Origin of the sequence: Nostoc sp. EspVER01 (assembly GCF_034530635.1) — a bacterium.
GTDB lineage: Bacteria > Cyanobacteriota > Cyanobacteriia > Cyanobacteriales > Nostocaceae > Nostoc.
This window is the reverse complement of record NZ_JAVRCS010000010.1, coordinates 107,067-132,141: the sequence shown is the minus strand read 5'-3', so window position 1 is coordinate 132,141 and position 25,075 is coordinate 107,067. Positions and strand designations below refer to the sequence as shown.

The window sequence follows — 25,075 nt, the reverse complement described above, 5'->3', positions numbered from 1 at the left end:
ATGTCTCTTAGGGGTAATGGGAGTTTGCCAAAAGGTCTTGTGACATCCAAAGATGGATGCTTGTCCTGGGGCAAAGATCCAGTTTACTGCCAATTATCAAGGACTTGACATTTTACCTTCATAACAATTTGGTTAATGGAGCATTGGGATTAGGGGGAGATGACAGGTGATAGGGAAAAAATCTGTAACTCTACCCTGTAACCTAATATCCTATTCGCCTCTTCATTCCCGACTCACTCTAAAATTTGGGAATTAATTATTCAGTGGGCTAACGCCGTGATATCCTGGTCTCAAAGAGTGGTTAGTACCCCAGATTAAAGTTATAGTATTGAGTCTAGGTATTATCTAGCTATTATTAAGTTATGTGTGGTAGGAGAGTGCATCTGTTACTTAACCACATAACTCAGTTTTACATTGTGCTGGCTTTTTGCATTTAGTAGTATATTCATCATCTTAGTCGCAAGTTTGTAGCCAATATATTTTTTGTTTCTTGACAGGAAGGATGCTTGTTAAACCCCTAAATGCAGATATCTCCCTTTTTATGATAAATAGCGGTTTATTGTATAATATATAGTTATAGTAAATCAATGAAAAAATCGCCGTTATTTTAAAATGCAACATCACTTAACTTAATTAAAAAAATGTATTAAATATATAAAGATATATTAAATTAAAGAAAAATCTAAACCTATTAAAAATGTATTTCCAGACCGCGATCGCTATTTAAATATAACTAAATTGTCAATTGTTCCAAGAAATTGCAGATAAGTCTCTTAAAGGAGGAAGCAAGTTTGTCGAAATCCTATCGTTTAGCTATTTTGGGAGCGACTGGTGCAGTAGGCACAGAGTTGCTGGAATTATTAGAAAGCCGTAATTTTCCGGTTGCTGACTTGAAGTTATTGGCATCAGAGCGGAGTGTCGGGCGATCGCTGCGGTTTAAAGGTGAAAATATACCAATAGAGGCAGTGAGCGATCGCGCCTTTGAAAATGTCGATATAGTACTAGCTAGTGCAGGTGGTTCGACATCTAAAACTTGGGCAGCAATTGCCGTAGAAAAGGGCGCAGTGGTAATTGACAACTCCAGTGCCTTTCGGATGAACCCGGAAGTTCCCTTAGTAGTGCCAGAGGTGAATCCCCAAGCCGCAGCGCATCACCAAGGCATTATTGCTAACCCCAACTGCACAACGATTTTAATGGCTGTGGCAGTCTGGCCATTGCATAAAGTTAAACCAGTGCAGCGCATTGTCGCTGCAACCTACCAATCGGCTAGTGGTGCGGGTGCTAGAGCAATGGCAGAAGTCAAAACCCAAACAAGCGCTATACTACAAGGACAGCCACCGGTTGCCGAAATATTGCCTTACCCATTGGCATTTAATTTATTCCCGCATAACTCCCCATTAAACGATTCGGGTTATTGTGAGGAAGAAATGAAAATGGTCAACGAAACCCGAAAAATATTTGGTACGCAGCAAATCAGAATCACTGCGACCTGTATACGGGTTCCCGTACTCCGCGCCCACTCAGAAGCCATTAATTTAGAATTTGAGACTCCCTTTAGTGCGAAGGAAGCCAGAGAAATTTTAAATTCCTCCCCTGGAGTTAAATTGGTAGAAGATTGGGGAACGAATCATTTTCCGATGCCAATTGAAGCAACCGGTCGAGATGAAGTTTTAGTGGGAAGGATTCGCCAGGATATTTCTCATCCTTGTGGCTTGGAATTATGGTTATGTGGCGACCAAATTCGCAAAGGCGCAGCATTGAATGCAGTACAAATCGCCGAGTTATTAGTAGAGAAAAATCTACTCAAACCATTAGCTATTAGTCATTAGTCACTTGTACTGGGCGTAGTCGTTGGCGTAGCCTCTCGTAGAGAAGTATTGGTCATTGGTCATTAGTAAAGTGACAAAGGACAAATAACAAATGACTAATGACACTTGAAAGCAATTTGCAGATAGGTTATTACAATAGAGAACCACCAAGATATAAAAACATGGGTAATCAGGAGTGAAAAAAGGGTGGGAGATTTTGGTAATGTTTTAACCGCTATGATTACGCCATTTAAAGCAGATGGTAGTGTCAACTATGATGTAGCGGCAGAACTGGCGGCACATCTAGCTAACAACGGTACAGATACATTGGTGATGTGCGGCACAACCGGAGAATCCCCGACGCTAAGTTGGGATGAAGAATACCAGTTGTTTGTCGAGGTATTGCAGTCCGTGGCCGGAAAAGCCAAGGTAATCGCAGGTTGTGGATCGAATTCAACCAAAGAAGCGATCGCAGCCACCCAAAAAGCGTCTAAGATAGGAGTACATGGTTCCTTACAAGTTGTTCCTTATTACAACAAACCGCCGCAAGCGGGATTGGAAGCGCACTTTAAGGCAATAGCACAAGCCTGTCCCGACTTACCGTTGTTGTTATATAATGTCCCTGGTCGTACCGGACAAAACCTTCAGCCAGAAACAGTTGCCCGGTTAGCTGAGGTTAGCAATATTGTCGGGATTAAAGAATCCACTGGTAATATAGATCAGGCTAGCGTTATTCGTCGCTTGACACCAAAAGAATTCCACATCTATTCTGGTGATGATTACATGACTTTGCCCTTGTTAGCGATCGGGGCAAAGGGTGTAGTAAGTGTGGCTTCTCATCTGGTAGGAAACCAACTACAGCAGATGATCCAAGCTTTTAGTGCGGGAAAAATTGAGGTAGCAAGCGACATTCATCTCCAACTATTTCCGTTGTTTAAAGCTCTATTTCTCACTTCAAATCCCATTCCAGTGAAAAAAGCACTGCAACTTCAAGGTTGGGAGGTTGGTTCAACTCGTCCGCCGCTATGTGAAGCTGATTTAGAAGTCAGTCAAAAATTAGAAGCGGTTCTGAAAGAACTTAGTTTAATTTAACCACCAACTTATTTAAATGCTGGTAGTCTCCTCCTTGTCAAAGATACATATAAACAACGATCATAATTGTTCATAAGTTGCAATTAAAAAACCTGTGCTAGGACTGATAGATATACTATGAATCCTTGAGTCTTACAGTTGATTTTATTGAATAAAAAATTGAAATCTTCAATTAAAACTTGATTGCTTTGGGACTGGCTTAAGAGACAGATGATGTTGTCTTAAATACAAGTTCGTTAACTATCAACTTAATTAACCACAAGTAACAATCTAAGGAGAAAATGGCTAAAAACGAAGCTAATAATTCCGCCTTGAAAATTATTCCTTTGGGCGGTTTGCATGAAATTGGTAAAAATACCTGTCTTTTTGAGTATGACGATGAAATAATCCTGTTAGATGCAGGATTGGCTTTTCCCACAGAGGCGATGCATGGGGTAAATATTGTCTTACCAGATACGACCTATCTGCGGGAAAATCGCCACAAAATTAAAGGGATGATCGTTACTCATGGTCATGAAGATCATATTGGTGGGATTGCCTTTCATCTCAAGCAATTTGATATCCCAGTGATTTATGGCCCCAGACTAGCAATGGCAATGCTAGAGGGTAAATTAGAAGAAGCAGGAGTCCGCGATCGCACAGAAATTAGAACAGTTCTACCACGTGATGTGGTGCGGATTGGCAAAAACTTTTTAGTTGAATATATCCGTAATACCCACTCCATTGCTGATAGTTTTACTGTTGCCATTCATACTCCCCTGGGTGTTGTCATTCACACAGGGGATTTTAAAATTGACCATACCCCAGTGGATGGTGAAAAGTTTGACTTGCAACGCCTAGCAGAACATGGGGAAAAAGGCGTTCTTTGTTTACTGAGCGATTCCACTAACGCGGAAGTGCCAGGATTTACACCTTCCGAACGTTCAGTTTATCCCAATCTGGAGAGAGTATTTAGTCAAGCACCTGGGCGATTATTTGTCACGACCTTTGCTTCTAGCGTCCATCGCATCAACATGATTTTGGATATTGCGAAGAAGCAGAACCGTGTAGTGACAGTTGTCGGGCGTTCCATGCTGAACTTGATTGCTCATGCCCGGAATTTAGGTTACATCAAGTGTGAAGATAATCTGCTGCAACCATTGCACGCCGTCCGCAATCTACCCGATGAAAGAGTACTGATTTTAACTACAGGTTCTCAGGGTGAATTGATGGCAGCCATGACCCGCATTGCTAACAAAGAACATCCTCACATTAAAATCCGCCAAGGAGATACGGTAGTATTCTCTGCTAACCCAATTCCCGGAAATACGATCGCTGTAGTCAACACCATTGATAAATTAATGATTCAAGGTGCGAAAGTAGTCTATGGTCGGGATAAAGGAATTCACGTCTCCGGTCACGGCTGTCAGGAAGAACAAAAACTGATGATTGCCTTAACTCGACCGAAATTCTTTGTGCCATTTCACGGCGAACATCGGATGCTAGTGAAGCACGCAGAAACGGCTCAGAGTATGGGCATTCCCGCAGAAAATATGATCATTATTCAGAATGGTGATATTGTCGAACTGACAGAAGATGCCATTCGCGTCGCTGGTAAAGTGCCATCTGGTATTGAATTGGTAGATACTACTAGTTCGGGTATGGTAAGTGCGAAAGTGCTGCAAGAACGGCAACGCATGGCTTCCGAAGGGATTATCACGATCGCAGCTGCCATTGATTGGAATGGTAAACTGTTGGCAAAACCAGAAACTCACCTCCGGGGTGTAGTTACAAGTGTAGAGCGATCGCTCTTACAAACCTGGGTAAAACAACGCATTGAAGAAATCCTCTCTGTGCGCTGGACAGAATTTGCTCCTGAGCAGGGAGAAGCAGCAGATATAGACTGGGGTGGATTGCAAGGTACTTTAGAACGAGAATTGCAACGTTCCATCCGTCGGGAATTACAGTGTCAGCCATCTGTAACTTTGTTGATGCAAATTCCTGATGAGCCACCTGTAAAAGTTGCTGACGGGAGAAGACGGCGGACTCGGACTGCTGCTCAGGTAGCATCATAGAAAATTTCAGGTAAAAATCTCATACAGAGAGAAGTTTGAGCAGTGGCTTTCACCGCTCAAATTTCGATTGGCGCAAAGACACAGAATTTTTCTGAACGTCTTTGCGCTTTCTTTTGTAATGGGTATAGAAATTATCTATAGTTCTTGGAGGCGATCTCACTTGTTAGATTGCTGTCACTGAAGGCGTGCGTACAGCGTACTGCCAGGATGGATTGCTCTGTAGAGTACGGAAACACCCATAAGCAAGTTCATCTGATTTTAACGCTTCAGACTGTATCATTCTCAAACCGTGCTGCCAACCTAAGTTTTATGAAATGCTATCTATTCTACTCAATCAGAAATCACTACTTTTACGGTATTCAGCCAGCGATGAACAAGTCACACTTACGTGAGAAAGTGGGAACACGGAGAGGAAAAAAGCCTTCTAGGATATTACTGATGTTTATACTTAGCAAAAATACTTTCAAAAAGACCTTATATTAAGTTCTGTAAATGTTACACTAAAACCTATCCAATGATGGATGTCTTTATTAAAATTTAAACTGTGTCAAGTTATGAACAAGATCGTAATATTACACTACCGATCCCCAGAAATTTGCGATTAACTTGACGTAGTAATAAATTAGGTTCTGACTTAAGTGGCTAATCAGGTATTACATTATATCGCAGTCAGAACGCGATTTTTCCGGGAAAGTTCGTTGCCACGTTGTATATATTCATCAAAAAGGTGAATAGCCTCAATAACACAGAGGGTTAACCATGAAGGTATTCGACAATACCACCAAAAAGATTTTTCTGGCTAGCTGGGTATCAATCAATCAAGCAGAGACTAGTGACCATAAAGGAACCCAGCTAAACCATTCTGTTTCCAAGCCTTACTGGGATATTCTCCAACCCTTACGGCAGCGAGTAGAAAACATTCAAGTCCGCGATCGCCAACTAGCTCATCGTTTGTGCAAACTGATCCCATCTCAGTGCCCCTTTGAGCGCGATGTCAAATTATTTGGGAAAACCCTGTTTCACATCCCACCCATGTGCAAGCTCAACCCCTTATATGAAGAAGTGGTTGGTTTACGTTTCCGAGCGTTGTGCTATCTAGCCGACGAGTGTGGCGAAGATGTATCGCAGTACTGCTAATACTGAGATATAAGCGCTGAGGTAAAAGTTAGGAGTCAGGAGTAACAGGTCGGGGATCAATAATATAACTCCTAATTCCTAACTCCTAACCATTTTTTATTATTTTTTTACTATTTATTTTGCCATTTTTGAATGGCATCTTGAGCATCTTCGTAAGCGCCTGTCTCCTCTGGCACTAACGCAGCAGTTGCAATTGCTGCACTACGATCTCCTTCGGCAGCGCGACTCTTAGCCAGGTCTAAAATTTTCTCACTCCATTTATTGATAGACTTTTGGGCACTATCAAAGCCTGGTTGTCCGGGTGGTACTTTCTTGGCAACTTCGATCGCCCGATTGTAGGTGGATGCCTGTCCAGACTTAATTAAGGCATTAGCTGCATCTAAAAGAGTTTTGTTACTGACATACTGCTTGCCCTCTAGCCGCCACAGGTTAATTGCTGCTTGTGCTTTGGCGTAGGGGGCTTCATCTTTGGTGATTAATCGAGCCGCAGCAATAGCGCTGGCATACTGTCTTTGTTTAGCACGACCTTCTGCTAAATCTAAAATCATCTGGCTCCAAATCTTAATATTCTCTTGAGCTTGTTCGTACAGTGGTTCACCAGGTTTAATTTTTCGGGCTGTAGCGATCGCCATGCTCAAATCGCTAGCCTGAGTTTGTCTGAGCGACATTTTCGCCAGGTCTAATACTGCTTGATTCCGCTTTTTTGACTGGGAACTAGAGGCTATTTGAGCGCTAGATTGGTTGCTAAGTCTAACTGGTGGAGTGCCGTCGTAGACATCGCTTGGTAAATTTTCGACAATCTGGCGATCGCTAACAGTAGCATTGGGTGATGCACTTGATATTTGCTTAATTCTAAAAGTTTCTTGATTACGCAGAAAAACTACGGCGATTAAACCTGCTACCAGCAAGCTGCCTCCGCCCCACAAGATAAACTGTTTCCAAAAAGGGATGCTTGGCTGATTCGCTGGCAATCGAGAGACGTAACCTTTAGAGGAATTGGGGATAAATCTTCCTCTAGTATTCACTCCCAAGGAAGTTTCCGCCATTGGCTGGGCAACTAATCTGCTACCTGACTCCTGGACTTTTTTACCTTTCACCTGTTGGGAGGGGTTCACACTAACTTCTCCCCGTCTGCCCCGATCTACTGAAGTTCTAGCGGAATCATCGAGGGGAGGAGCTGCAAGGGCAATAGCAAAAGATTCTTCAGGATAAATCACCGGTTCTGCTTGAAAGTCGCTTTCCACTGCCAATTCTGGCAAGATTACTTGCTGCCTTGATGGGATGATAGTGGCAGGATTTTGGATAGGACGCCAGTGATGGTGACATAATTTTGGCACGATCAGGCTTAGGTAGCTTTCTAAATCTGCCAAGTTGCTGCCATTACCAGAACGTAAAGCTTCTAATAAAGCTGCTGTAAAGAATCCGTGACCTAGTTCGCTACTCTCATGGGAAAATTGCTCTGGTTGGCAAGAAAGAATTGTTGCCAGTTGTAGTTCTTGGGCTAGTTCTATTGTTTCTTCGCCAACGGGGGCATCCGCTTGAGTGCCAAAAGCGCGGTTGATATCAAGTAGTAGCAATACATTCAGATCGGCAAGTTGCAGGCTTTGCATTAGCGATCGCAATTCTATGCCGGTCTCTTGCACCAGTTCCGGGTTGCCCTCTGCGGGCATTAAGTAATCTTTGCCCTTGTAATTAACTCCATAACCGCTAAAGAATAACCACAGATAGTCTTCCGGTTGCCAACTTGTTGCTGCCAAATCTTCAAGCAGCAGCAAAATATTCTCCTTCGTCGGATAAGTCGATCTATCCCCAATCGGCGGCGAAGTATCTGTCATCACTAGACAGTGCTTGGGGAGAAAACCTGCCTCTGTCACCAAAAAATCTTCTAGTGCCTCAGCATCTGCTTGGGCACAACTTAAAGGTTGAAATAACTGATATTGATTGATACCAATCGCGATCGCCCAGTAATTTGCCATCCCGCTCTTTGTCAGTTATTGTTGTTTGCTGGTCTTAAAATTGCGGTTGGCTTTGCTAAAAAAACAAAGCTAACCTATGTCTTATAGTCTAGGTGATTCTGATTGAATCTTAAGTTAAAATGTAATTTTTATTACGTTAATTAGCCGGAAAATACCTTTACCTAATTTCAATAACAGATCATTACTAAGGAGATAGAAGGTCATGAGCAAAATTTCTGCTCACCTACCATCATCGCTCGCTCCCTTTTCAGTTATTAGCCAAATTGCCAGAAGAATCCGGATAATTCCTTTAGTAGTTTTGCTCATATCTACTGTTCCTGCGTGGTTTTTGATGGAAGCGATCGCACCCCAGGTTGTGCGAGCTTACACCGCTAGAGTCGATCTAGCTATTGACCGTCTGCCGGAAGAAAACTATGAAACCGTTCTCAGAAGAGCGGAAGCGGTCGCTAGGGCAGCTGCTCAAAGGAGCTTCGACCAAGATATCTTGGTGACAGATGTTTCCATCATTGTGTCAGTACAAAATTATGGAGCGATCGCACCAGTCCTGACATTAGATGTCAGTCGTCCTCAATGGCGATCGCGTCCTGATGCTCAAAATTGGGCAACTTACTTTAAAACTGCGCGATCGCTACTTTTCTTTGAAAATACCTCTAATTCAGTTCCAGCAGCTAGTAGTGTGTCAACCCCAAAATGACGGATTGGGCTAGATACAGAGAGAAGTTCCAAGCCAAGGTTCCTTGATTTGGAACTTCTTAACTTATTCCTGACTCAACTGTTGTCTTTGGCGTCAGTGGATGGCCTAGAATAAGAAGGTTGTCAAGAATCGCGATATCTGCTGACATGGCTGTTCCTAAGAAGAAAACTTCAAAATCAAAACGAGATAAACGTCGAGCTACCTGGAGACACAAAGCTGTCGTTGAAGCTCAGAAAGCCCTCTCTCTGGGCAAGTCGATTTTGACTGGACGTTCGACATTTGTATATCCAACTGCTGAAGAAGAGGAAGAAGAATCATAATTTCCCAGTCAGGAAAAGCATGAACAGCACCGATAGATTTGATTGGTGACTTTGCCAATGAAACTTCTCACTACTGGATAAATGCTTTTTCTTAGCTTTCCTGATTGAATTATGAATCATAAACACTCTACATAAGCTCATTAGAACAAAAAAATTGGTAGTGAGTAATTGGGAACATCCATTACCCATTACCTATCATTCACAAGTAATGATTAAGTCATCCTATAAAATAGGAGTCAGAATTCAGAATTCAGAATACTCTACCCATAAAAAGATAGAGTTTTAAGGCGAGAATATTTTAATTTTTTTCGCCCACTAAACACTCACTTTTCAGCAATATTCGTCACCCACTCGTACAGAACTCATACTGAATTCTGACTCCTGAGTTCTGAATTCTTCTTATAAAAAGTAAAACATCTGGTGCTGTTGGCAACTCCACAAAGAAACTTGTAAATACCTTGAGAAAAATAAGTTTTCTCCAACTATGCTAGGAAAATTTTTTCAGAAACCAGGGAAGGAAGAAAGCGATCGCGTTCCTCCTGGTCAACACTTAGCTAAAGGTTTCCCCGTATTAACTTACGGTGCAACTCCCCAAGTCAGCACTGAGGAATGGGAGTTTAAAGTTTGGGGTTTAGCAAAATCGGCTACCTTTAGTTGGTCAGACTTTATGGCGCTACCTCAACACGAATTCACAGCAGACTTCCACTGTGTAACGCGCTGGTCTAAACTCGATGTCAAATGGACTGGCATTAAAGTTACAGATTTTATGGGTCTGGTTGAGTTAGACCCCAAGGCAGCCTACATTATGGAACACTGCTATGGTGGCTACACTACCAATATTTCTGTAGAAGATTTCATGTGCGAAGAAAACTTCTTTGCCTTTAAAGTTTTTGGTGAAGACCTTTCAACTGAACACGGTGGCCCGATGCGGCTAGTTGTTCCCCACCTCTACGCTTGGAAAAGTGCTAAGTGGATTAATGGTTTAGAATTTTTAGCTGGTGAAGAACTTGGTTTTTGGGAGCGCAATGGCTACCATCGCCGTGGTGAACCTTGGGCGGAGGAGCGTTACAGCAACGCTTTTGGGTTTTAGGAATTTTAGGAGAGACGCGATTAATCGCGTCTGTACAAGAGTTAGGAGTTGTAGATTTTTATTTCTCACTCCTAACTCATAAATTTTTTTAACCCAAAAGTTTCTTGATTATTGGCAATTTGCCCTGATATGGAGCGTATCGCCATTTTAAATCTAGCCAGAAGGAGTTTTGCAATACACTTTTCTTATGGGAAAAGGTGTCAAAGCTAGCTTTACCATGATAGTGACCAATACCGCTATCTCCTACTCCACCAAATGGTAAAGATGAGACACCAACCTGCATCACTGTGTCGTTAATGCAGACTCCACCAGAGGAAGTTTCCTGCAAAACTCGCTTTTGCAGGTTTTTGTCTTGAGAAAATAAGTATAACGCCAAGGGCTTGGGTCTAGAGTTAATCAAAGCGATCGCTTCTGCAATGTCAGTATATTCAATGATTGGTAGAATAGGGCCAAAAATTTCTTCCTGCATTACAGGATCTTCCAAAGAGACATGATCAATCACTGTGGGGGCGATATAACGCTCTGAAGGTTGATTTTCTCCACCAATGATAACTTCACCGTCTTTGAGAAAATTAACCAATCTATCAAAGTGTTTTTCACTGATAATCCTGGCATAATCAGGACTGTTTACAGGATTATCGCCATAAAATTCTTTTAAGGATTTTGCCAGACCATCTATTAAATCTTTTTTGATTTTTTTATTAACTAAAAGATAGTCGGGAGCGATACAAGTTTGTCCAGCATTAATAAATTTACCCCAAGTAATTCGTCTGACAGTGTGTTCAAGTTTAATGTCAGTATCTACGATACAAGGACTTTTACCGCCCAATTCTAAAGTCACTGGTGTGAGATGTTTTGCCGCTGCTGCCATAATGATTTTGCCGACGGCTGTGCCACCAGTAAAAAATATATGGTCAAACTTTTCTGCAAGTAGCTTTTGACTTGCTTCCACGCCTCCTTCAACCACTGCAATATAAGCAGGGTCAAAATATTTGGCAATAATCTTAGCAACAATATCAGATGTATGAGAAGCAATTTCTGAAGGTTTAAGAATTGCACAATTTCCGGCTGCGATCGCACCTATTAATGGTGAGATAATTAACTGAAATGGATAGTTCCAAGGGCCAATAATTAAGACAACCCCTAATGGTTCTGGATAAATTCTTGCTGAGTATGAAAAAAAGTCCCAAGAAACAGATGCTTTTTTTGGCTTACTCCAGTTTTGAAGATGTTTTATAACATAATCAATTTCCTTGACTACGCTGATTTCTGTAAGGTAAGTCTCTACTTCTGGTTTATGTAAATCAGCTTGTAATGCCTCAACTATTGCTTGTTCATGCTCAATGATTGCTTGCTTGAGAGTTTTAAGTTGTTCAATGCGAAAAGTGACATCTTTAGTTTTGCCCGTTTGAAAAAACTCTCGCTGATTCTGGATAATTTCACCAACGTTAGATAATTCAGTGGTAATCATTTGCTTGTCCGATAAAAAACTGTTTGTTGAATTTGATTGCTGCTAAATAAGCATATTTTTATTGTTCTATTTTCTAATTTGAATATTTAGCTAAAAGTAAATACTAGTAAGGTTATAAATTAGAAATTATCAGGATAAATAATTCTAAAATTCATAATTTATAATTACTAATTTTTTCATGTTTTGCTGGGTAGAAGCACAATAAACACACTACCTTTACCCAACTCAGAATTAAGGAGAATTATGCCTTGATGTGCCTCGACAATTCGACGAGCAAGGTACAATCCTAAGCCACTACCAGAAGTTTTGTGACTGCCTTGGCGAAATCGTTCAAATATGGTGGCTTGTTCTTCAGTGGGAATACCTGGGCCAGTATCCGCTATCTCAATTCTAATGTAGTCACCAGAATTAGATTTTCCAGATAACTGAGATTGACTACTGTTGTCGAACTGGCGTTGAGAAGTAAAACGAATAGTAATAGATCCAGAGTTGGTAAATTTGATCGCATTCCCTATGAGATTGGTGAATAGACGATGCAGTTCTAAGCGATCGCCCATCACTGTATTTGACTCTTCAGTAAAGTCCAAATTTAGGGACAGTGCTTTGTCTTGGGCTAGAGGTGACAATTCACCAGTCACTTCTTCTAGCAGTTGTCTCAGATTAACTGGTTGAAACGCCAAACTTTTGCGACCAGCTTCAAAGCGATAAACTTCCAATAAGGTATTGACCATAGAAAGCAGATTGATATTGCTACGGGCCATGATGGCTATTACTTCCTGCATTTGCGGTGATAATGTTCCCAACGCGCCTTGTTGAAATAGCATCAACATGCGATCGGCGGCTACCAAGGGAGTGCGTAAATCGTGGGTGAGGCGGGAGACAAAATCTTCTCGCTGACGGGCAATTTCATCACGTTCATCCATACTATGCTTCAAACGTAAGAGCGATCGCACTCGTGCCAGCAATTCATCTACTGTTACAGGTTTGCGGATAAAATCATCAGCACCCAAGTCTAAACCGTGGGCGACGTTGGGCGTATCGTGGGCAGTAATCAGCAATATAGGGATATATTGCGGCAATTTCATCTCACCGCGAATGTGCTTAGTTACTTCGTATCCATCCATACCTGGCATCATCAGATCCAGCAGAACCAAGTCACAAGGAGAAGCTTTCAATTCTGCCAAGGCTGAAATACCATTTTCTGCGGTGCTAACTGTGTAACCTTCTTCCTCCAAAATAGTTTTGATCAAAAACACGTTATCAGGAGAGTCGTCAACAACCAGAATTTTGTCAGAGCGAGGAGATTGTGAAGTCATATAGATGCAAGGTACGGGGTAAAAGTAAATTTTTGATAAGGCTAGCTGTATTTGTAACAATTTGTCTAGCTATATGTGTGTGAATCGTTCTCTTTTGTTGGCTCAGGCAGAGACTTAAGAGATGTTTTGAGCAAAATCCAATCAAGATAGAGTATAAAAATCTGCATTTTCAGAAAGTGGTTGAGACATTGAAAGCTTTCATCCCTCAGCAGCCATGCCCAGATTTTTTTCAGCAATAGCACTAGGATAACTTCAATAGATTTCTTGAGAATCAGAGTAATTAATATTTCTAACATTGCGATCGCCTCAGATGCTTGACTGAGTTCAATGTCGCAATTTTGTTTTGTAGTTATTTATTTGACTTGTAGTGACTTACATTGACTTGTCTTGACATATCTTGATTAGCCGCCAATTTCTGCAAACGCAAGCTAGACTGAACTTTAAGGCGATTTCACACTAGGTATATGTCGTTACCAAGAGACTTCCTAACACAACTAGAGCAATACAGCGAATTGTCAAACCGAGAAAAGGCAGTCTTTTTAGAAATCTTCAGTAGTGGCAAGAGTCGAGTTCAAGTTACACAAGCGCTTAACATCTCTAACAGCAATCTCAACAGTTTTCTAACGGGGGTTTACAAAAAGTTCAGTATTTGCGGCAGTGGGCCTGTGAAAGAAAGCCGCTTGCGAGAGTATCTTGAAAAGCGATATTCCCAGCAGAAACCTTCTGGTGGCTCAACTGCTGACATTGCAGAGGATGATATTGATGCTCTAGTTCAAGAAATCCGGGAAAAGATTAAACCCAGCATCAAAGAAAAGTGTGGAACGATGCGTGTGCTGGATATGGATCAGCCTATTGAGTTAACTGGAGAGCGAGGCATCTATACTAACGTCAACATTCTGGAGAAAACCACAAAACGCAGGCGAGTGAAAATTGGGCAACTGCTGCAAAAGTTTGATCGGGAAGACTTTGATCATTTTGGACTTCATGAACCCAGTGAGAAGCGCGTGCCAGGGCTAAAAGCAGTGCAGCATCACAATAAACTAATGGTTTTAGGTAAACCGGGCGCAGGAAAGACTACATTTTTGAAGTATTTGGCGATGCACTGTATCGAAGGGCAGTTTTTGACAAACCGAGTTCCCGTATTCATCATCCTCAAAGACTTTGCACAAGACCCTAAACAACTAGATATTTTCCAGTACATAACTCAACAATTATTTATCTGTGGTATCCACAATAGTAGTGTGAAAACCGAGCAACTTTTGAGACAGGGTAAATTTTTGGTTTTACTAGATGGTCTGGATGAAGTTAGAGAAGAGGATACAAAGCGTATTTTATGGCAAACTCGGAAGATTTCAGAACAGTTCCACACCAATCAATTTGTTATAACCTGTCGGATAGCTGCCAAAGAATACACCTTTGAACAGTTTACTGAAGTGGAAGTAGCAGATTTTGACAAAGAACAGATTACTATTTTTGCTCACAACTGGTTCTGCTTAAACTGCCAAGTGAAAGCTGAAAGATTTATTGAAAAACTACAAGCTAACAAACGAATTTTTGAACTGGCAACTAATCCACTATTGCTAACCTTGATGTGTCTGGTATTTGAGGAAAACGAAGATTTTCCAGAAAACCGTTCAGAACTTTATAAAGAAGGGTTGGATATATTGCTTAAGAAATGGGACGCTAAACGGAACATTGAGCGCAATCAAGTTTATAAAAATTTATCTTCGTCCTGTAAAGAAGATTTACTCAGTGAAATTGCTTTTACTACCTTTGAACAGAAAGACTATTTTTTTAAACAAAAAACTGTAGAGGCATATATCGCCAATTTTATCAGTAATTTACAGAATACTAATTTAGAACCAGAGGTTTTGAAAGTTGATAGCGAAGACGTTTTGAAATCTATTGAAGCCCAGCATGGGTTATTGGTAGAAAGAGCAAAAGGAATTTATTCTTTTTCGCATCTGACTTTTCAAGAGTATTTTTGTGCTAGAGAGATTGTAGCTACTTTAGCATATAAAAATTTAGTGCATCACATCAATGAAAAACGCTGGCAGGAGGTGTTTTTACTTACAGTTGGAGTTATGGAAGATCCAGATAATTTAGTATTATTAATGAAGCGGGAAATTGATAATTTAGCTGCTTCAGATGAAAAAATACAGCATTTTTTAGAATGGCTTGATTTTAAATCTAGTTCATTTGAATCTTTTTACAAGCCAGCAGCTATCAGAGCATTGTATTTTACAATGACTTTAGATAGTGAACAAAATAAATTAGATAATGCTCTTGAATGGGATTCAGAAAATACTTTATCTGGTTTAGATAATGCTCTTGGATGGGATTCAGAAGATACTTTAGGTGATGTAGAGATAGATTGGTTACTCAATCATGCTCTCACAAATACTCTTGTTCTTAGTGATGACTTAGCTAACGCTTTTTTTCAAGGTCTTGATGCTACTGATATTCTTGATGAAACTATTGATAAATCATCTCGTGGGCAAGCGTTAGTTGCTCGGGATGATGCTTGGTGTAATATAGCTGATATTGATGATTTTCTTATAAATGCTCTAGATTTAGCTTCTTCTTTTCAATCAGAATTCAAGACAGCATTGCAGTTATTAAGAGATAAACTCAATGAGGCAATACCAGAATGGGAAAACCTATTTGAAGAACTAGAAGGATTTGGAGAATGGTGGGAGAAAAACAGTCAAGCCTGGACTGAGCAGTTAATAGCTTTAATGATTGAACATCGTAATATTGGTCATAACTGGCAGTTCAGTTATAGACAAGCTAAACTACTACAGCAGTATTATAATAGCAACAAGCTCCTGGTTAACTGCTTAAACAGCGATTGTAAAATTAGCGATAAAATTAGACAAGAAATTGAGCATAACTTGCTATTACCAATAAGTAAATTAGAAACGGAAAATAACAAAGAGATTTTCTAATTTTGCATTTTAAACTTTTTTCCACATTTTCTAAAGATTTAATAAAAATATGATTTCTGATTCTTGAATCCCCTACTATGTAAGGACTTAACCTGATATCAAGTATTAATTTTCTATAACTAGTCTAGGAGAGCCATTTTTAATATTACTATCAATACCAATGATTGTAATTTTATTAAAAAAATCAATAATTTGTCTTTCTTCTTATAAACTGAGACTCGGATAAGAGAGCAATTCAATCTCAGTAATCACTGAAATAAAATATTGTCCTGATGGTAGTGGATTGACCAAGCGACCACCCAAAAAATACAAGACTACATTTGTATATAAAAAAATCAAAGGTTGTGTCAACACTACTCATCCCTAATTTGCTGCTGATATTCCAAAGGGTCTTGAGTTAGTTGAATTACACCCGCATACTGGTTTAAATTAAACTCTTGTTTTTTTTGTGATTGATGAGCTTCTAATATCTTCTCAATTTGCTGCCAGTCCTGATAATCAATTAATACTGCTACCGGACGCATGGCTTCATCAGTCACAATTTTTTTCTTAAAAGGTAACATGATTTTGTATATCAGATACAACGTTTTACTATATTGATCGTAACTCGAAGACAGAAAATTGATGAAGGCAACTTTACTCTCATCTTTAAGAGGTATATTTGGTAATCAACCGCTCAATGCCTACGCTTATTTCCCAGAGGAGAGACTATCTAAAATTTGCTGAAATTCTGCTGTGGAAGTAATTGCGATCGCACTTTTATGAAGCATTTTTAGCACAGATGGTTCTTCTATCTTATTGATAACTTCGACAATAGAGCTTGGCACTTCTCCAAACCGCGTTTCTAGAACTGTAATGATGCTTTCTCTAGCAGTTTCAACAATTCCTTCTTCTTTTGCTAGCCTTTCAATACTAGTTACGTACCGCATTCTATCTGCCTCCTCGTAACTTCTTACTTCTGTTTTAAAATTAAGCGCCAACTCTTTTGGCAAAACCATTATCCAGTCGATAAACCGAAATAACTCCCGAATATCTTCCCGGCTATATCCCCGTTCATACAGCCGTCTGACTAGGCTTAGTTTCCACTGTAGCCGATTTTCTGGGTTTCGTTGGGTTGCCTTGGTCTTGAGATGCGCCATCACAATTACACCAAAGGGGTTGATGGTTTGCTCTAGGGTTTCCCACCCTTGCTCATAGTCCAACAGTTTCGCCACAGGAAACTCTAAGCTGACGCGACATCCGCCCAGTTGATAGCTGTAGCTGGAAGGTCGCCAATTCGCTTGTTCATCTGCTAAAACTGCTAAACTAATGACTCGCTTTTTATGGCGGTCAAACAAGCGATAATTATATGTGTACATCCGTTCGGCAAATTGGCTGTCATATTGCCCTTGGACTTCCACATGAACCAATACCCAAGCTTCCTCTCCATCTAGTAGCCAAACTTTTGCGACTTTATCGACCAAACGCCGTCCAATTTCTGCATCCGGTTCTAGCTGTTGCAGTTCTGTGTCCAGAAATTCATAAGGTCGCGTCCAGTCAATTTCGGCATAAGCTTGGGTGAAAAAGAATTCCAGAAAGCGGGGAAAATATAGCTCAATGACTTCTTTCCAAGGACTATCGTAATCAGTAAGTTGCTCGGTCATGAATTAAAACAAAAAGTACCTCTGTGCCATTGGTAAAACTGTCGCAGGTTCACAAATCAGCAACTCTCCATCAGCCCTGACTTGGTATGTTTCTGGATCTACTTTAATGTGAGGTAGTGCATCATTCAGCTTCATATCCCGCTTACTCAATTGGCGTGTTCCAGAAACGGCAACTGCTGACTTTTGTAAACCTAGCTGGCTGGGAATTTCTTTTTCTAAAGCTGCTTGGGAAACGAAAGTTAATGATGTAGCATGACGCGCCCCTGCAAAACTACCAAACATCGATCGCATATAAACTGGTTGCGGTGTGGGAATACTGGCGTTAGCATCACCCATTTGCGCCCATGCAATCATTCCGCCTTTAATCACTATCTCTGGCTTCACGCCAAAAAACGCAGGACGCCACAAACATAAATCTGCTAATTTTCCCTCTTCCACTGAACCCACATATTGAGCAATTCCGTGAGCGATCGCAGGGTTAATTGTATACTTAGCAACATATCTTTTTGCACGAAAATTGTCTGCTTTTTGCTCAGTTCCTTGTGGGTTAAGAGTTCCCCGTTGCACCTTCATTTTGTGAGATGTCTGCCAGGTGCGAATTATTACTTCGCCCACTCTTCCCATCGCCTGGGAGTCGGAAGAAATCATGCTAAATGCGCCTAAGTCGTGCAAAATGTCTTCGGCGGCAATGGTTTCTCGGCGGATGCGAGATTCGGCAAAAGCGACATCTTCAGCGATCGCAGGATCGAGGTGATGGCATACCATCAACATATCCAGGTGTTCGTCTAAGGTGTTGAGGGTGTAAGGGCGTGTGGGATTAGTGGAAGATGGCAAAACGTTGGCTTGGCTGCAAACCTTGATGATATCTGGCGCGTGTCCACCACCTGCGCCTTCGGTGTGGTAGGTGTGAATGACACGATTCTTGAAAGCAGCGATCGTATCTTCGACAAATCCGGCTTCGTTCAGGGTATCAGTATGAATCGCTACTTGCACATCATATTCATCGGCAACACTGAGGCAAGTATCAATTGCTGCGGGTGTAGTTCCCCAGTCTTCATGAAGTTTTAACCCCATTGCACCAGCATTTACTTGTTCTACAAGTCCTTGGGGTTTGCTGGCGTTACCTTTGCCCATAAATCCTAAGTTGACGGGAAAAGCATCAGCAGCTTGCAGCATCCGGTAAATATTCCAAGGGCCGGGGGTGCAGGTAGTGGCATTTGTACCTGTAGCTGGGCCAGTACCGCCGCCGAGCATGGTGGTAATCCCGGAAGCGATCGCCACTTCAATTTGTTGGGGACAAATAAAATGAATATGGGCATCAATACCGCCAGCAGTGAGAATCATTCCTTCACCGGCTAAAGCTTCAGTTCCGGGGCCAATAATAATATCTACATTGTCTTGAATATAAGGATTTCCGGCTTTACCAATTTTGAAAATATTGCCATCTTTAATGCCGATATCTGCTTTGACAATACCCCACCAATCGAGAATTAAGGCATTGGTAATTACTAAATCTACAGCACCATCGGCGTTAGAAATTGGGGATTGTCCCATACCATCTCTGATGACTTTACCGCCGCCAAATTTTACTTCATCGCCGTAGGTGGTGAAATCTTGTTCAACTTCAATAAATAATTCTGTATCTGCAAGTCGGATGCGATCGCCTACTGTTGGCCCGTAAGTTTCGGCATAAGCGCGGCGATCCATTCTGTAACTCATAACTGTTCCTCACAAACTGCGAATTTGGAATTTTTCAAACCTCATCTGGAAACCATTCCCTTCAGGTGAGGCACACATCACACCTACACTTACTGTTTCCGCTGGAGTCAAATAAGCGAGCCGCAGCATTGTATATTCAGTTCCATTCAAAGAGTATTCCACCTCTATTGCTGTGCCGCATCGAGTTACACGCACCCAAATTGCAGATGGATTTTGCGGCATTGGAATAACAGACCAATCTGAAAAATTGCGTGTTACTACTGCGCTAACTTGTTGCACACCATTGACAAATTCAATACCACATTTCAACCAATTCAAATCATCTAAACGTACCATCAAGCCCGCTTGATCGTATAAATCCTGATATTGTCCGCTGATTTTCACTTCAGCAATAAAGTCACCTTGAATCTTTTGATAAAAAAAGTGACCATTATCTCTAATAAAACCGTAGTGAGTTTCCCGCCAGAAATCTGTTTTTGCGCCGGAAGTGATAGCGATCGCTTCATCTTTCACTTCCCAAACAGGCGGTTCATTGTACCATTCCATTTTCATAGCTACAGAGAACCGTTAATTTTGGCATTGAAACCGTAGACTTGGCGAGTACCAACTAAGGGGACTAGAGTTATTTCTTTTTCGTCGCCTGGTTCAAAGCGGACTGCGGTTCCTGCGGGGATATCGAGGCGCATTCCTCGCGCTTGTTCTCTGTCAAAGTTTAAGGCGGTGTTGACTTCATAAAAGTGATAATGTGAACCAACTTGTATCGGGCGATCGCCTGTATTTGACACTAGCAATTTTATAGTTGGACGACCAACATTTAGTTCAATTTCACCTGCTGGTGTGATAATTTCCCCAGGAATCATAATAAATTAAAAACTAAAAAATTAACGAATTGGATTATGTACTGTTACTAACTTTGTGCCATCAGGAAAAGTTGCTTCTACCTGTACATCATGCACCATTTCAGGTATTCCTTCCATGACATCATCCCGCGTTAAGAGAGTTGTACCATAACTCATCAATTCAGCTACACTTTGCCCATCTCTTGCACCTTCTAAAATGGCAGCAGAAATATAAGCGATCGCTTCGGGATAATTCAGTTTTAAACCCCTTCCTTTTCGCCTTTCTGCTAATAAAGCAGCAGTAAAAATTAATAGCTTATCTTTTTCCTGCGGCGTAAGTTGCATTCGTACTTCCTCCTCGCTGATTAGCTCAAACCTGCCATACTCTTGGTATACAATTACCACGATTCAAAAAAGAAATTCGCAGCAATTGCCAAACATCAATAAACCAGTTTCTCACCTCAGATGTAGAAGCACCGCGATATCGACACAATAATCCATGTTGTAATCGGCTAACACCCGCTTCTCCTACCCCATTCCATAAATTTCGCGTTTTTTCGACAATTTCTGCTGAAACGGCACTACCAACCCAAACTAGACTACCTACGATTGGTTTTCCAGCCAAAGCGTGGGGACTGTGGAAAATGTCTTCGCTACCCGGTAAGTATTGGCGATCAATCCATAAAGGAACACCTTGCTGCCAAATTTCCGTGTGCGATCGCCATTCTCCTTGCAAGAATTTCTCTCCTCTAGCACTGCGACCAAATCGGGTAATTTCCCAGCCTAAGAAGCTAGCCCCGGTTGCTAATTCTACCCGTAAATCTTGCCGATAAATCGCGTCGTTAAATAAAATTGTCTCTTGCGGCAACCATTCTAAACAAGCATCAGCGTCAACCTGCATCTGTATGGTTTGTCTAGCTTGTAAGCCATTACTGCGGTATATTTTGCTTGCAGCCGCCGTGGTGATTAAGGTTTGGGCTTGGGGTTGGAGGTGAATATTAGAGGATAAGCGATCGCCTCCTACCATTCCCCCAGCCGTGTGTAAAATTACGCTATGACAAACTTTTTCACCTTCTGGGTAAAATGGGCGTTGTACCTTCAGGGGTGCTTGTTGGTGATTGTAAATTAATTGGGTTTTACCCTGGCGATCGGTATAGACTAAATTAAGTTTGCCATGCCAACCTTCTGCTATTTGTGAATTGCAGGTCATTTATAAATTCAAGATTAAAGTTCAGATATCTTATATTGATTTAATGCATTCTTTGGTACTTTACTTGCAATTTATCATGATTTTTTCGCCAATATTACATAATCATCTAATGTATAGCTTGACTGATGCTTCTGACCAAAATACTGTTGCAGTATTGGACTCATATACAGCTTTTTTGGTAATTTCTCTTGAGCAAACTTAGCAAATTCAGCACCGGGCAAAGATGTTCTTGAACCTGTTGAGGTTAGATATCTATACCCAGAAATATTGAATATTTATTGTGTAATTTTTTATGAATTTTCTTCTGTACTAACTCATTCAATTTCTGATAAATTTCTTGAAAGGGTTTTTGTGCGTGGTGAGAACTGGTTTTGGAAAAGGTAGAAATATCTACTTTAAATCCGGTGTTATTTAATCTTGGAAATAAATCTCGCATACTTGTTAAACTGTTATCCAGAGCAAAAGAAGCAGCCAGCACTCAAAGAATAGACGACTATTTAATACTGGATAATCGTTTTTTTGGTAGGCTTTTCAGGATATCTTTGACAATTTTGGTAAATGAATTTATAATTATAATCAAACTAATATATTTTAAGCCTTCGCCCAAAATTACCATATTTTGGGTTATTTTTATAGGATTTTTCTTAATATTCAACACTTCTGCGTTTTTAAGACTTCAATTTGTTGCACCTCTACCCCAAGTAACCAACGCACAAACTCGGCTGGGTACTTGTTCAGCTAAATATTTACAAGCGTTGTCGTAACTCACCCTCTTCCTCTTCTTTTGACACAAAAAATAGCCGCCTCCACAAGGGAAGCAGCTATTTTTCAACTTATGTAACTACAAACTATTAGTAATCGAAGTCACCGCCACCAGCACCAGCGCCAGCAGGAGCGCCATCTTTAGGCTCAGGTTTGTCAACTATAATACATTCGGTTGTCAACACCATGCCAGCGATGGAAGCAGCGTTTTGCAGAGCAGAACGAGTCACTTTCGCAGGATCAACAATACCAGCAGCTAACAAATCGACGAATTCGTTTGTTGCAGCGTTGTAGCCAACGTTGAATTCTTTCTCTTTGACGCGTTCAGCGATCACAGCACCATTCTGACCGGCGTTTTCAGCAATCCGCTTCAGAGGTGCAGGTAAGGCGCGAACGACAATTAACGCACCAATCAACTCTTCATCTTTAAGATTGCTCTTTGCCCAAACTTCCAATTCAGGAGCAAGGTGAGCCAGAGTTGTACCACCGCCGGGAACGATACCTTCTTCCACAGCAGCTTTGGTGGCGTTGATAGCGTCTTCTAGGCGCAGCTTCTTGTCTTTCATTTCGGTTTCGGTCGCTGCACCAACTTTCACTACAGCAACACCACCGGAGAGTTTAGCAAGACGCTCTTGTAATTTCTCTTTGTCGTAAGAAGATTCGGTTTCATCAATTTGACGACGAATCTGTTCGACACGAGCCTTAACAGCAGCTTCGTTACCTTCGGCAACAATTGTAGTGCTGTCCTTGGTAATGGTGATCCGGCGAGCTTTACCCAGGCTATCCAGCTTGGTGTTATCTAGCTTCAAACCAGCATCTTCGGTAATTAGTTGACCACCAGTTAAAACAGCGATGTCTTCTAGTAGTGCTTTGCGGCGATCGCCAAAGCCAGGAGCCTTAACAGCAGCCACGTTGAGTACACCGCGCAAACGGTTTACTACCAAGGTTGCCAAAGCTTCTTTTTCAATATCTTCGGCGATAATCACCAAAGGGCGACCAGCACGAGCTACTTGCTCTAACACTGGTACAAGGTCTTGTACCAAAGCGATTTTCTTATCGGTCAGCAGGATGAAAGGCTCATCAAAAACCGCTTCCATCCGCTCAGGGTCGGTAGCGAAATAAGGAGAGATGTAGCCTTTGTCAAAGCGCATCCCTTCAGTGATTTCCAACTCGGTGAACATAGATTTCCCTTCTTCTAGGGAAATTACGCCTTCCTTGCCCACCTTGTCCATTGCTTGGGCAATCATTTGACCAACTTCTTCGTCATTACCAGCCGAGATCGCACCAACTTGGGCAATGGCTTTGGAATCTTCCACTGGACGGGCGTGTTCTTTGATTTTGTCTACCAAAAAGGCAGTAGCTTTGTCAATACCACGCTTCAGGGAAATTGCATTAGCACCAGCTGCAACGTTCCGCAAGCCTTCTTTGACGATCGCATGAGCTAAAACGGTAGCAGTGGTAGTACCATCACCCGCAGCATCATTGGTCTTAGAAGCAGCTTGACGAATCAGAGCTACGCCAGTGTTTTCAATGTGGTCTTCTAATTCGATTTCTTTGGCGATCGTTACACCGTCATTAACAATTTGCGGTGCGCCAAATTTCTTTTCTAGGACTACGTTACGACCTTTGGGGCCAAGGGTAACAGCTACAGCCTCAGCCAGGATGTCAATGCCTCGTTCCAAGGCGCGACGGGCGTTTTCGTTGTAGATAATGCGCTTTGCCATAGGTGTCTAAATTCCGGGAGTAAGTCAATTTTTTTTGAATTGGGTATTGGGTATTGGGCATCGGGCATTGTCTTTGACGTTCCCTATTGCTTATTCCCCGCTCCCCACTAGATAACAACTGCTAAAATATCTTTTTCAGAAAGCAGTACATATTCTTCGGTGCCGAGCTTGATGTCAGTGCCAGCGTACTTAGAGTACAGCACCTTATCGCCGACTTTAATTTCCAATTCCTGACGGTTTCCATCGTCATTACGCTTGCCAGGACCAAGGGCCACTACTTCCCCTACTTGGGGCTTTTCCTTGGCGGTATCGGGCAAATACAGACCACCTGCGGTCTTTTCCTCAGAGGCGCTCACTTTTACGAAAACGCGATCGCCCAAAGGTTTAACTGTAGAAACGCTTAGAGATAAAGCTGCCATAATTATTTTCTCCAGAGTTTAGCACTCTCAACTCCTGAGTGCTAATTTACCGAAAAGTGGCGTCTAATGGCAAGAATGCCTTGAGTACGGGTTCCCGAACTAGAGGGTCATAGATGTACTTAAGTATAAATGCTTAATTATTTCTACTTTGCGGGTTTTGTTCTGTAAGTTACGAAGAGAGTAGGGAGTAGGGAGGTATGAGAATTCTTCTCCACTCCCCAGTCAACTTTATTTGCAAAGCTTGCAAATTTTTATAGAACTGTAATCAGGGAGCCACTCGATAAGTAACAATACAGTGACAGCGAGCCAGTCCAGCCATCAAATCCCCAAAACTACTAAGTCTCTGGAACATAAGACCCTGAGTAATTGTGTAGAAAGCTTAGGACTTGCAAAAATTCAGCAATACATTTTTATTTGCGCTGACCAGGCAATTGCTGCCCAAAAGGAGCTAGTCTGGAATTCTGGGATTACTTAAAAAAGCGACTTAAAGATTTAAAACTCAATGAGCCGCACTAAAGTTATTCTATTTGCGTCTATCAAAACTAAAGCCAATTGCTTGCGTGTTTCTTGTTCTAGATCGATAATGGTGGTTTACCCTGATGGTGTCTGGTATCGCCAAGCAAACCCGGAAGTTACCCTGCGGATTATCCGAGAACACTGAATAGGCAATAAGGTGGTAGAAGAATATGCGTTTTCAATCCATCTTTTGCCAGAAACTTCCCTAGTTTCTTGTGAACACCTCATAGAGGCTTAACAACTAAAGGATATGGTATAGCAGTAAGCTTTAAGAAAGTGCGGGTTGGTTTTGAGGTAGGGTTATCTTTAAGCCAATACTTACTTGTGAGTCCGAAAG

Annotated in this window: 21 protein-coding genes and 1 pseudogene; 9 read left to right on the top strand and 13 right to left on the bottom strand. The window is 41.5% G+C overall.

Annotated features, from left to right (window positions below):
• The first annotated feature begins 791 nt into the window (after positions 1 to 791).
• The 4 genes from RMX69_RS11430 (at position 792) to RMX69_RS11415 (ending at position 6,091) form a co-directional block, all read left to right on the top strand.
• Complete coding sequence (locus RMX69_RS11430) at positions 792 to 1,829, top strand: aspartate-semialdehyde dehydrogenase (RefSeq protein WP_322637532.1); 1,038 nt, start codon at positions 792 to 794, stop codon at positions 1,827 to 1,829.
• Positions 1,830 to 2,015: 186 nt separating this feature from the next.
• On the top strand, positions 2,016 to 2,900 hold the full coding sequence (gene dapA, locus RMX69_RS11425) for a 4-hydroxy-tetrahydrodipicolinate synthase (RefSeq protein ID WP_289796923.1): 885 nt from the start codon (positions 2,016 to 2,018) through the stop codon (positions 2,898 to 2,900).
• 281 nt (positions 2,901 to 3,181) lie between these two features.
• On the top strand, positions 3,182 to 4,954 hold the full coding sequence (locus RMX69_RS11420; RefSeq protein WP_322637531.1) for a ribonuclease J: 1,773 nt from the start codon (positions 3,182 to 3,184) through the stop codon (positions 4,952 to 4,954).
• 759 nt (positions 4,955 to 5,713) lie between these two features.
• Positions 5,714 to 6,091, top strand: coding sequence for a Mo-dependent nitrogenase C-terminal domain-containing protein (locus RMX69_RS11415; RefSeq protein WP_289796921.1), 378 nt, complete (start codon positions 5,714 to 5,716; stop codon positions 6,089 to 6,091).
• Positions 6,092 to 6,201: 110 nt separating this feature from the next.
• Here the strand turns inward: RMX69_RS11415 and RMX69_RS11410 are convergent, their stop codons facing one another.
• Positions 6,202 to 8,067, bottom strand: a complete 1,866-nt coding sequence (locus RMX69_RS11410; protein WP_322637530.1) for a caspase family protein — start codon at positions 8,065 to 8,067, stop codon at positions 6,202 to 6,204.
• A gap of 202 nt (positions 8,068 to 8,269) precedes the next feature.
• Here RMX69_RS11410 and RMX69_RS11405 point away from each other — a divergent pair, with 202 nt between their 5' ends.
• From RMX69_RS11405 to RMX69_RS11395, 3 genes are all read left to right on the top strand, one after another.
• Positions 8,270 to 8,761, top strand: coding sequence for a hypothetical protein (locus tag RMX69_RS11405; protein WP_289796919.1), 492 nt, complete (start codon positions 8,270 to 8,272; stop codon positions 8,759 to 8,761).
• Positions 8,762 to 8,907: 146 nt separating this feature from the next.
• Positions 8,908 to 9,081, top strand: coding sequence for a 50S ribosomal protein L32 (gene rpmF / locus RMX69_RS11400; RefSeq protein WP_012407602.1), 174 nt, complete (start codon positions 8,908 to 8,910; stop codon positions 9,079 to 9,081).
• Between the two features lie 484 nt (positions 9,082 to 9,565).
• The gene (locus RMX69_RS11395; RefSeq protein WP_322637529.1) at positions 9,566 to 10,171 is read left to right on the top strand and encodes a sulfite oxidase-like oxidoreductase; all 606 of its coding nucleotides are present in this window, start codon (positions 9,566 to 9,568) and stop codon (positions 10,169 to 10,171) included.
• An 88-nt stretch (positions 10,172 to 10,259) separates the two neighbouring features.
• On the opposite strand, the gene RMX69_RS11390 is transcribed toward RMX69_RS11395, so the two are convergent.
• Together RMX69_RS11390 and RMX69_RS11385 are read right to left on the bottom strand one after the other, a co-directional pair.
• The gene (locus tag RMX69_RS11390) at positions 10,260 to 11,642 is read right to left on the bottom strand and encodes an aldehyde dehydrogenase (RefSeq protein ID WP_322637528.1); all 1,383 of its coding nucleotides are present in this window, start codon (positions 11,640 to 11,642) and stop codon (positions 10,260 to 10,262) included.
• A 176-nt stretch (positions 11,643 to 11,818) separates the two neighbouring features.
• Positions 11,819 to 12,958: a hybrid sensor histidine kinase/response regulator gene (locus tag RMX69_RS11385; RefSeq protein WP_322637527.1), complete on the bottom strand. Its 1,140-nt coding sequence runs from the start codon at positions 12,956 to 12,958 to the stop codon at positions 11,819 to 11,821.
• 665 nt (positions 12,959 to 13,623) lie between these two features.
• Here RMX69_RS11385 and RMX69_RS11380 point away from each other — a divergent pair.
• Entirely contained in the window at positions 13,624 to 15,906 is a 2,283-nt protein-coding gene (locus RMX69_RS11380) for an NACHT domain-containing NTPase (protein WP_322637526.1), read from the top strand.
• Between the two features lie 353 nt (positions 15,907 to 16,259).
• On the opposite strand, the gene RMX69_RS11375 is transcribed toward RMX69_RS11380, so the two are convergent.
• The 10 genes and pseudogenes from RMX69_RS11375 to groES all read right to left on the bottom strand — a co-directional run bounded on the left by RMX69_RS11375 (position 16,260) and on the right by groES (position 24,222).
• Positions 16,260 to 16,445, bottom strand: coding sequence for a hypothetical protein (locus RMX69_RS11375; protein WP_322637525.1), 186 nt, complete (start codon positions 16,443 to 16,445; stop codon positions 16,260 to 16,262).
• Positions 16,446 to 16,595: 150 nt separating this feature from the next.
• Positions 16,596 to 17,549 carry a transposase gene (locus RMX69_RS11370; RefSeq protein WP_322637524.1) on the bottom strand — a complete coding sequence of 318 codons (954 nt, stop codon included), beginning with the start codon at positions 17,547 to 17,549 and terminating at the stop codon, positions 16,596 to 16,598.
• Between the two features lie 3 nt (positions 17,550 to 17,552).
• On the bottom strand, positions 17,553 to 19,268 hold the full coding sequence (ureC, locus tag RMX69_RS11365) for an urease subunit alpha (RefSeq protein WP_322637523.1): 1,716 nt from the start codon (positions 19,266 to 19,268) through the stop codon (positions 17,553 to 17,555).
• Between the two features lie 9 nt (positions 19,269 to 19,277).
• Entirely contained in the window at positions 19,278 to 19,814 is a 537-nt protein-coding gene (locus RMX69_RS11360; RefSeq protein ID WP_322637522.1) for a DUF1349 domain-containing protein, read from the bottom strand.
• A gap of 8 nt (positions 19,815 to 19,822) precedes the next feature.
• The gene (locus RMX69_RS11355; protein ID WP_322637521.1) at positions 19,823 to 20,128 is read right to left on the bottom strand and encodes an urease subunit beta; all 306 of its coding nucleotides are present in this window, start codon (positions 20,126 to 20,128) and stop codon (positions 19,823 to 19,825) included.
• Between the two features lie 21 nt (positions 20,129 to 20,149).
• Complete coding sequence (ureA, locus tag RMX69_RS11350; RefSeq protein ID WP_289796910.1) at positions 20,150 to 20,452, bottom strand: urease subunit gamma; 303 nt, start codon at positions 20,450 to 20,452, stop codon at positions 20,150 to 20,152.
• Positions 20,453 to 20,477: 25 nt separating this feature from the next.
• A complete protein-coding gene (locus RMX69_RS11345; RefSeq protein ID WP_289796909.1) occupies positions 20,478 to 21,317 on the bottom strand; it encodes an urease accessory protein UreD in 840 nt (279 codons plus the stop codon).
• A 265-nt stretch (positions 21,318 to 21,582) separates the two neighbouring features.
• Positions 21,583 to 21,891 (bottom strand): annotated as a pseudogene (locus RMX69_RS11340) (IS4 family transposase); the annotation flags it as partial.
• 277 nt (positions 21,892 to 22,168) lie between these two features.
• Positions 22,169 to 23,803: a chaperonin GroEL gene (groL, locus tag RMX69_RS11335; protein ID WP_012407589.1), complete on the bottom strand. Its 1,635-nt coding sequence runs from the start codon at positions 23,801 to 23,803 to the stop codon at positions 22,169 to 22,171.
• A 107-nt stretch (positions 23,804 to 23,910) separates the two neighbouring features.
• Positions 23,911 to 24,222 carry a co-chaperone GroES gene (gene groES, locus RMX69_RS11330; RefSeq protein WP_094348596.1) on the bottom strand — a complete coding sequence of 104 codons (312 nt, stop codon included), beginning with the start codon at positions 24,220 to 24,222 and terminating at the stop codon, positions 23,911 to 23,913.
• A 502-nt stretch (positions 24,223 to 24,724) separates the two neighbouring features.
• On the opposite strand from groES, the gene RMX69_RS11325 reads away from it, so the two are divergent.
• Positions 24,725 to 24,883: a hypothetical protein gene (locus RMX69_RS11325; protein WP_289796905.1), complete on the top strand. Its 159-nt coding sequence runs from the start codon at positions 24,725 to 24,727 to the stop codon at positions 24,881 to 24,883.
• The last annotated feature ends 192 nt before the right edge of the window (positions 24,884 to 25,075 follow it).

Excerpts from the sequence above, each read along its gene's own strand:
- RMX69_RS11420 (WP_322637531.1), top strand. The coding sequence starts at position 3,182 with ATGGCTAAAAACGAAGCTAATAATTCCGCCTTGAAAATTATTCCTTTG.
- RMX69_RS11415 (WP_289796921.1), top strand. The coding sequence starts at position 5,714 with ATGAAGGTATTCGACAATACCACCAAAAAGATTTTTCTGGCTAGCTGG.
- RMX69_RS11410 (WP_322637530.1), bottom strand. The coding sequence starts at position 8,067 with ATGGCAAATTACTGGGCGATCGCGATTGGTATCAATCAATATCAGTTA.
- RMX69_RS11405 (WP_289796919.1), top strand. The coding sequence starts at position 8,270 with ATGAGCAAAATTTCTGCTCACCTACCATCATCGCTCGCTCCCTTTTCA.
- rpmF (WP_012407602.1), top strand. The coding sequence starts at position 8,908 with ATGGCTGTTCCTAAGAAGAAAACTTCAAAATCAAAACGAGATAAACGT.
- RMX69_RS11395 (WP_322637529.1), top strand. The coding sequence starts at position 9,566 with ATGCTAGGAAAATTTTTTCAGAAACCAGGGAAGGAAGAAAGCGATCGC.
- RMX69_RS11390 (WP_322637528.1), bottom strand. The coding sequence starts at position 11,642 with ATGATTACCACTGAATTATCTAACGTTGGTGAAATTATCCAGAATCAG.
- RMX69_RS11385 (WP_322637527.1), bottom strand. The coding sequence starts at position 12,958 with ATGACTTCACAATCTCCTCGCTCTGACAAAATTCTGGTTGTTGACGAC.
- RMX69_RS11370 (WP_322637524.1), bottom strand. The coding sequence starts at position 17,549 with ATGACCGAGCAACTTACTGATTACGATAGTCCTTGGAAAGAAGTCATT.
- ureC (WP_322637523.1), bottom strand. The coding sequence starts at position 19,268 with ATGAGTTACAGAATGGATCGCCGCGCTTATGCCGAAACTTACGGGCCA.
- RMX69_RS11360 (WP_322637522.1), bottom strand. The coding sequence starts at position 19,814 with ATGGAATGGTACAATGAACCGCCTGTTTGGGAAGTGAAAGATGAAGCG.
- RMX69_RS11355 (WP_322637521.1), bottom strand. The coding sequence starts at position 20,128 with ATGATTCCTGGGGAAATTATCACACCAGCAGGTGAAATTGAACTAAAT.
- ureA (WP_289796910.1), bottom strand. The coding sequence starts at position 20,452 with ATGCAACTTACGCCGCAGGAAAAAGATAAGCTATTAATTTTTACTGCT.
- RMX69_RS11345 (WP_289796909.1), bottom strand. The coding sequence starts at position 21,317 with ATGACCTGCAATTCACAAATAGCAGAAGGTTGGCATGGCAAACTTAAT.
- groL (WP_012407589.1), bottom strand. The coding sequence starts at position 23,803 with ATGGCAAAGCGCATTATCTACAACGAAAACGCCCGTCGCGCCTTGGAA.
- groES (WP_094348596.1), bottom strand. The coding sequence starts at position 24,222 with ATGGCAGCTTTATCTCTAAGCGTTTCTACAGTTAAACCTTTGGGCGAT.
- RMX69_RS11325 (WP_289796905.1), top strand. The coding sequence starts at position 24,725 with ATGAGCCGCACTAAAGTTATTCTATTTGCGTCTATCAAAACTAAAGCC.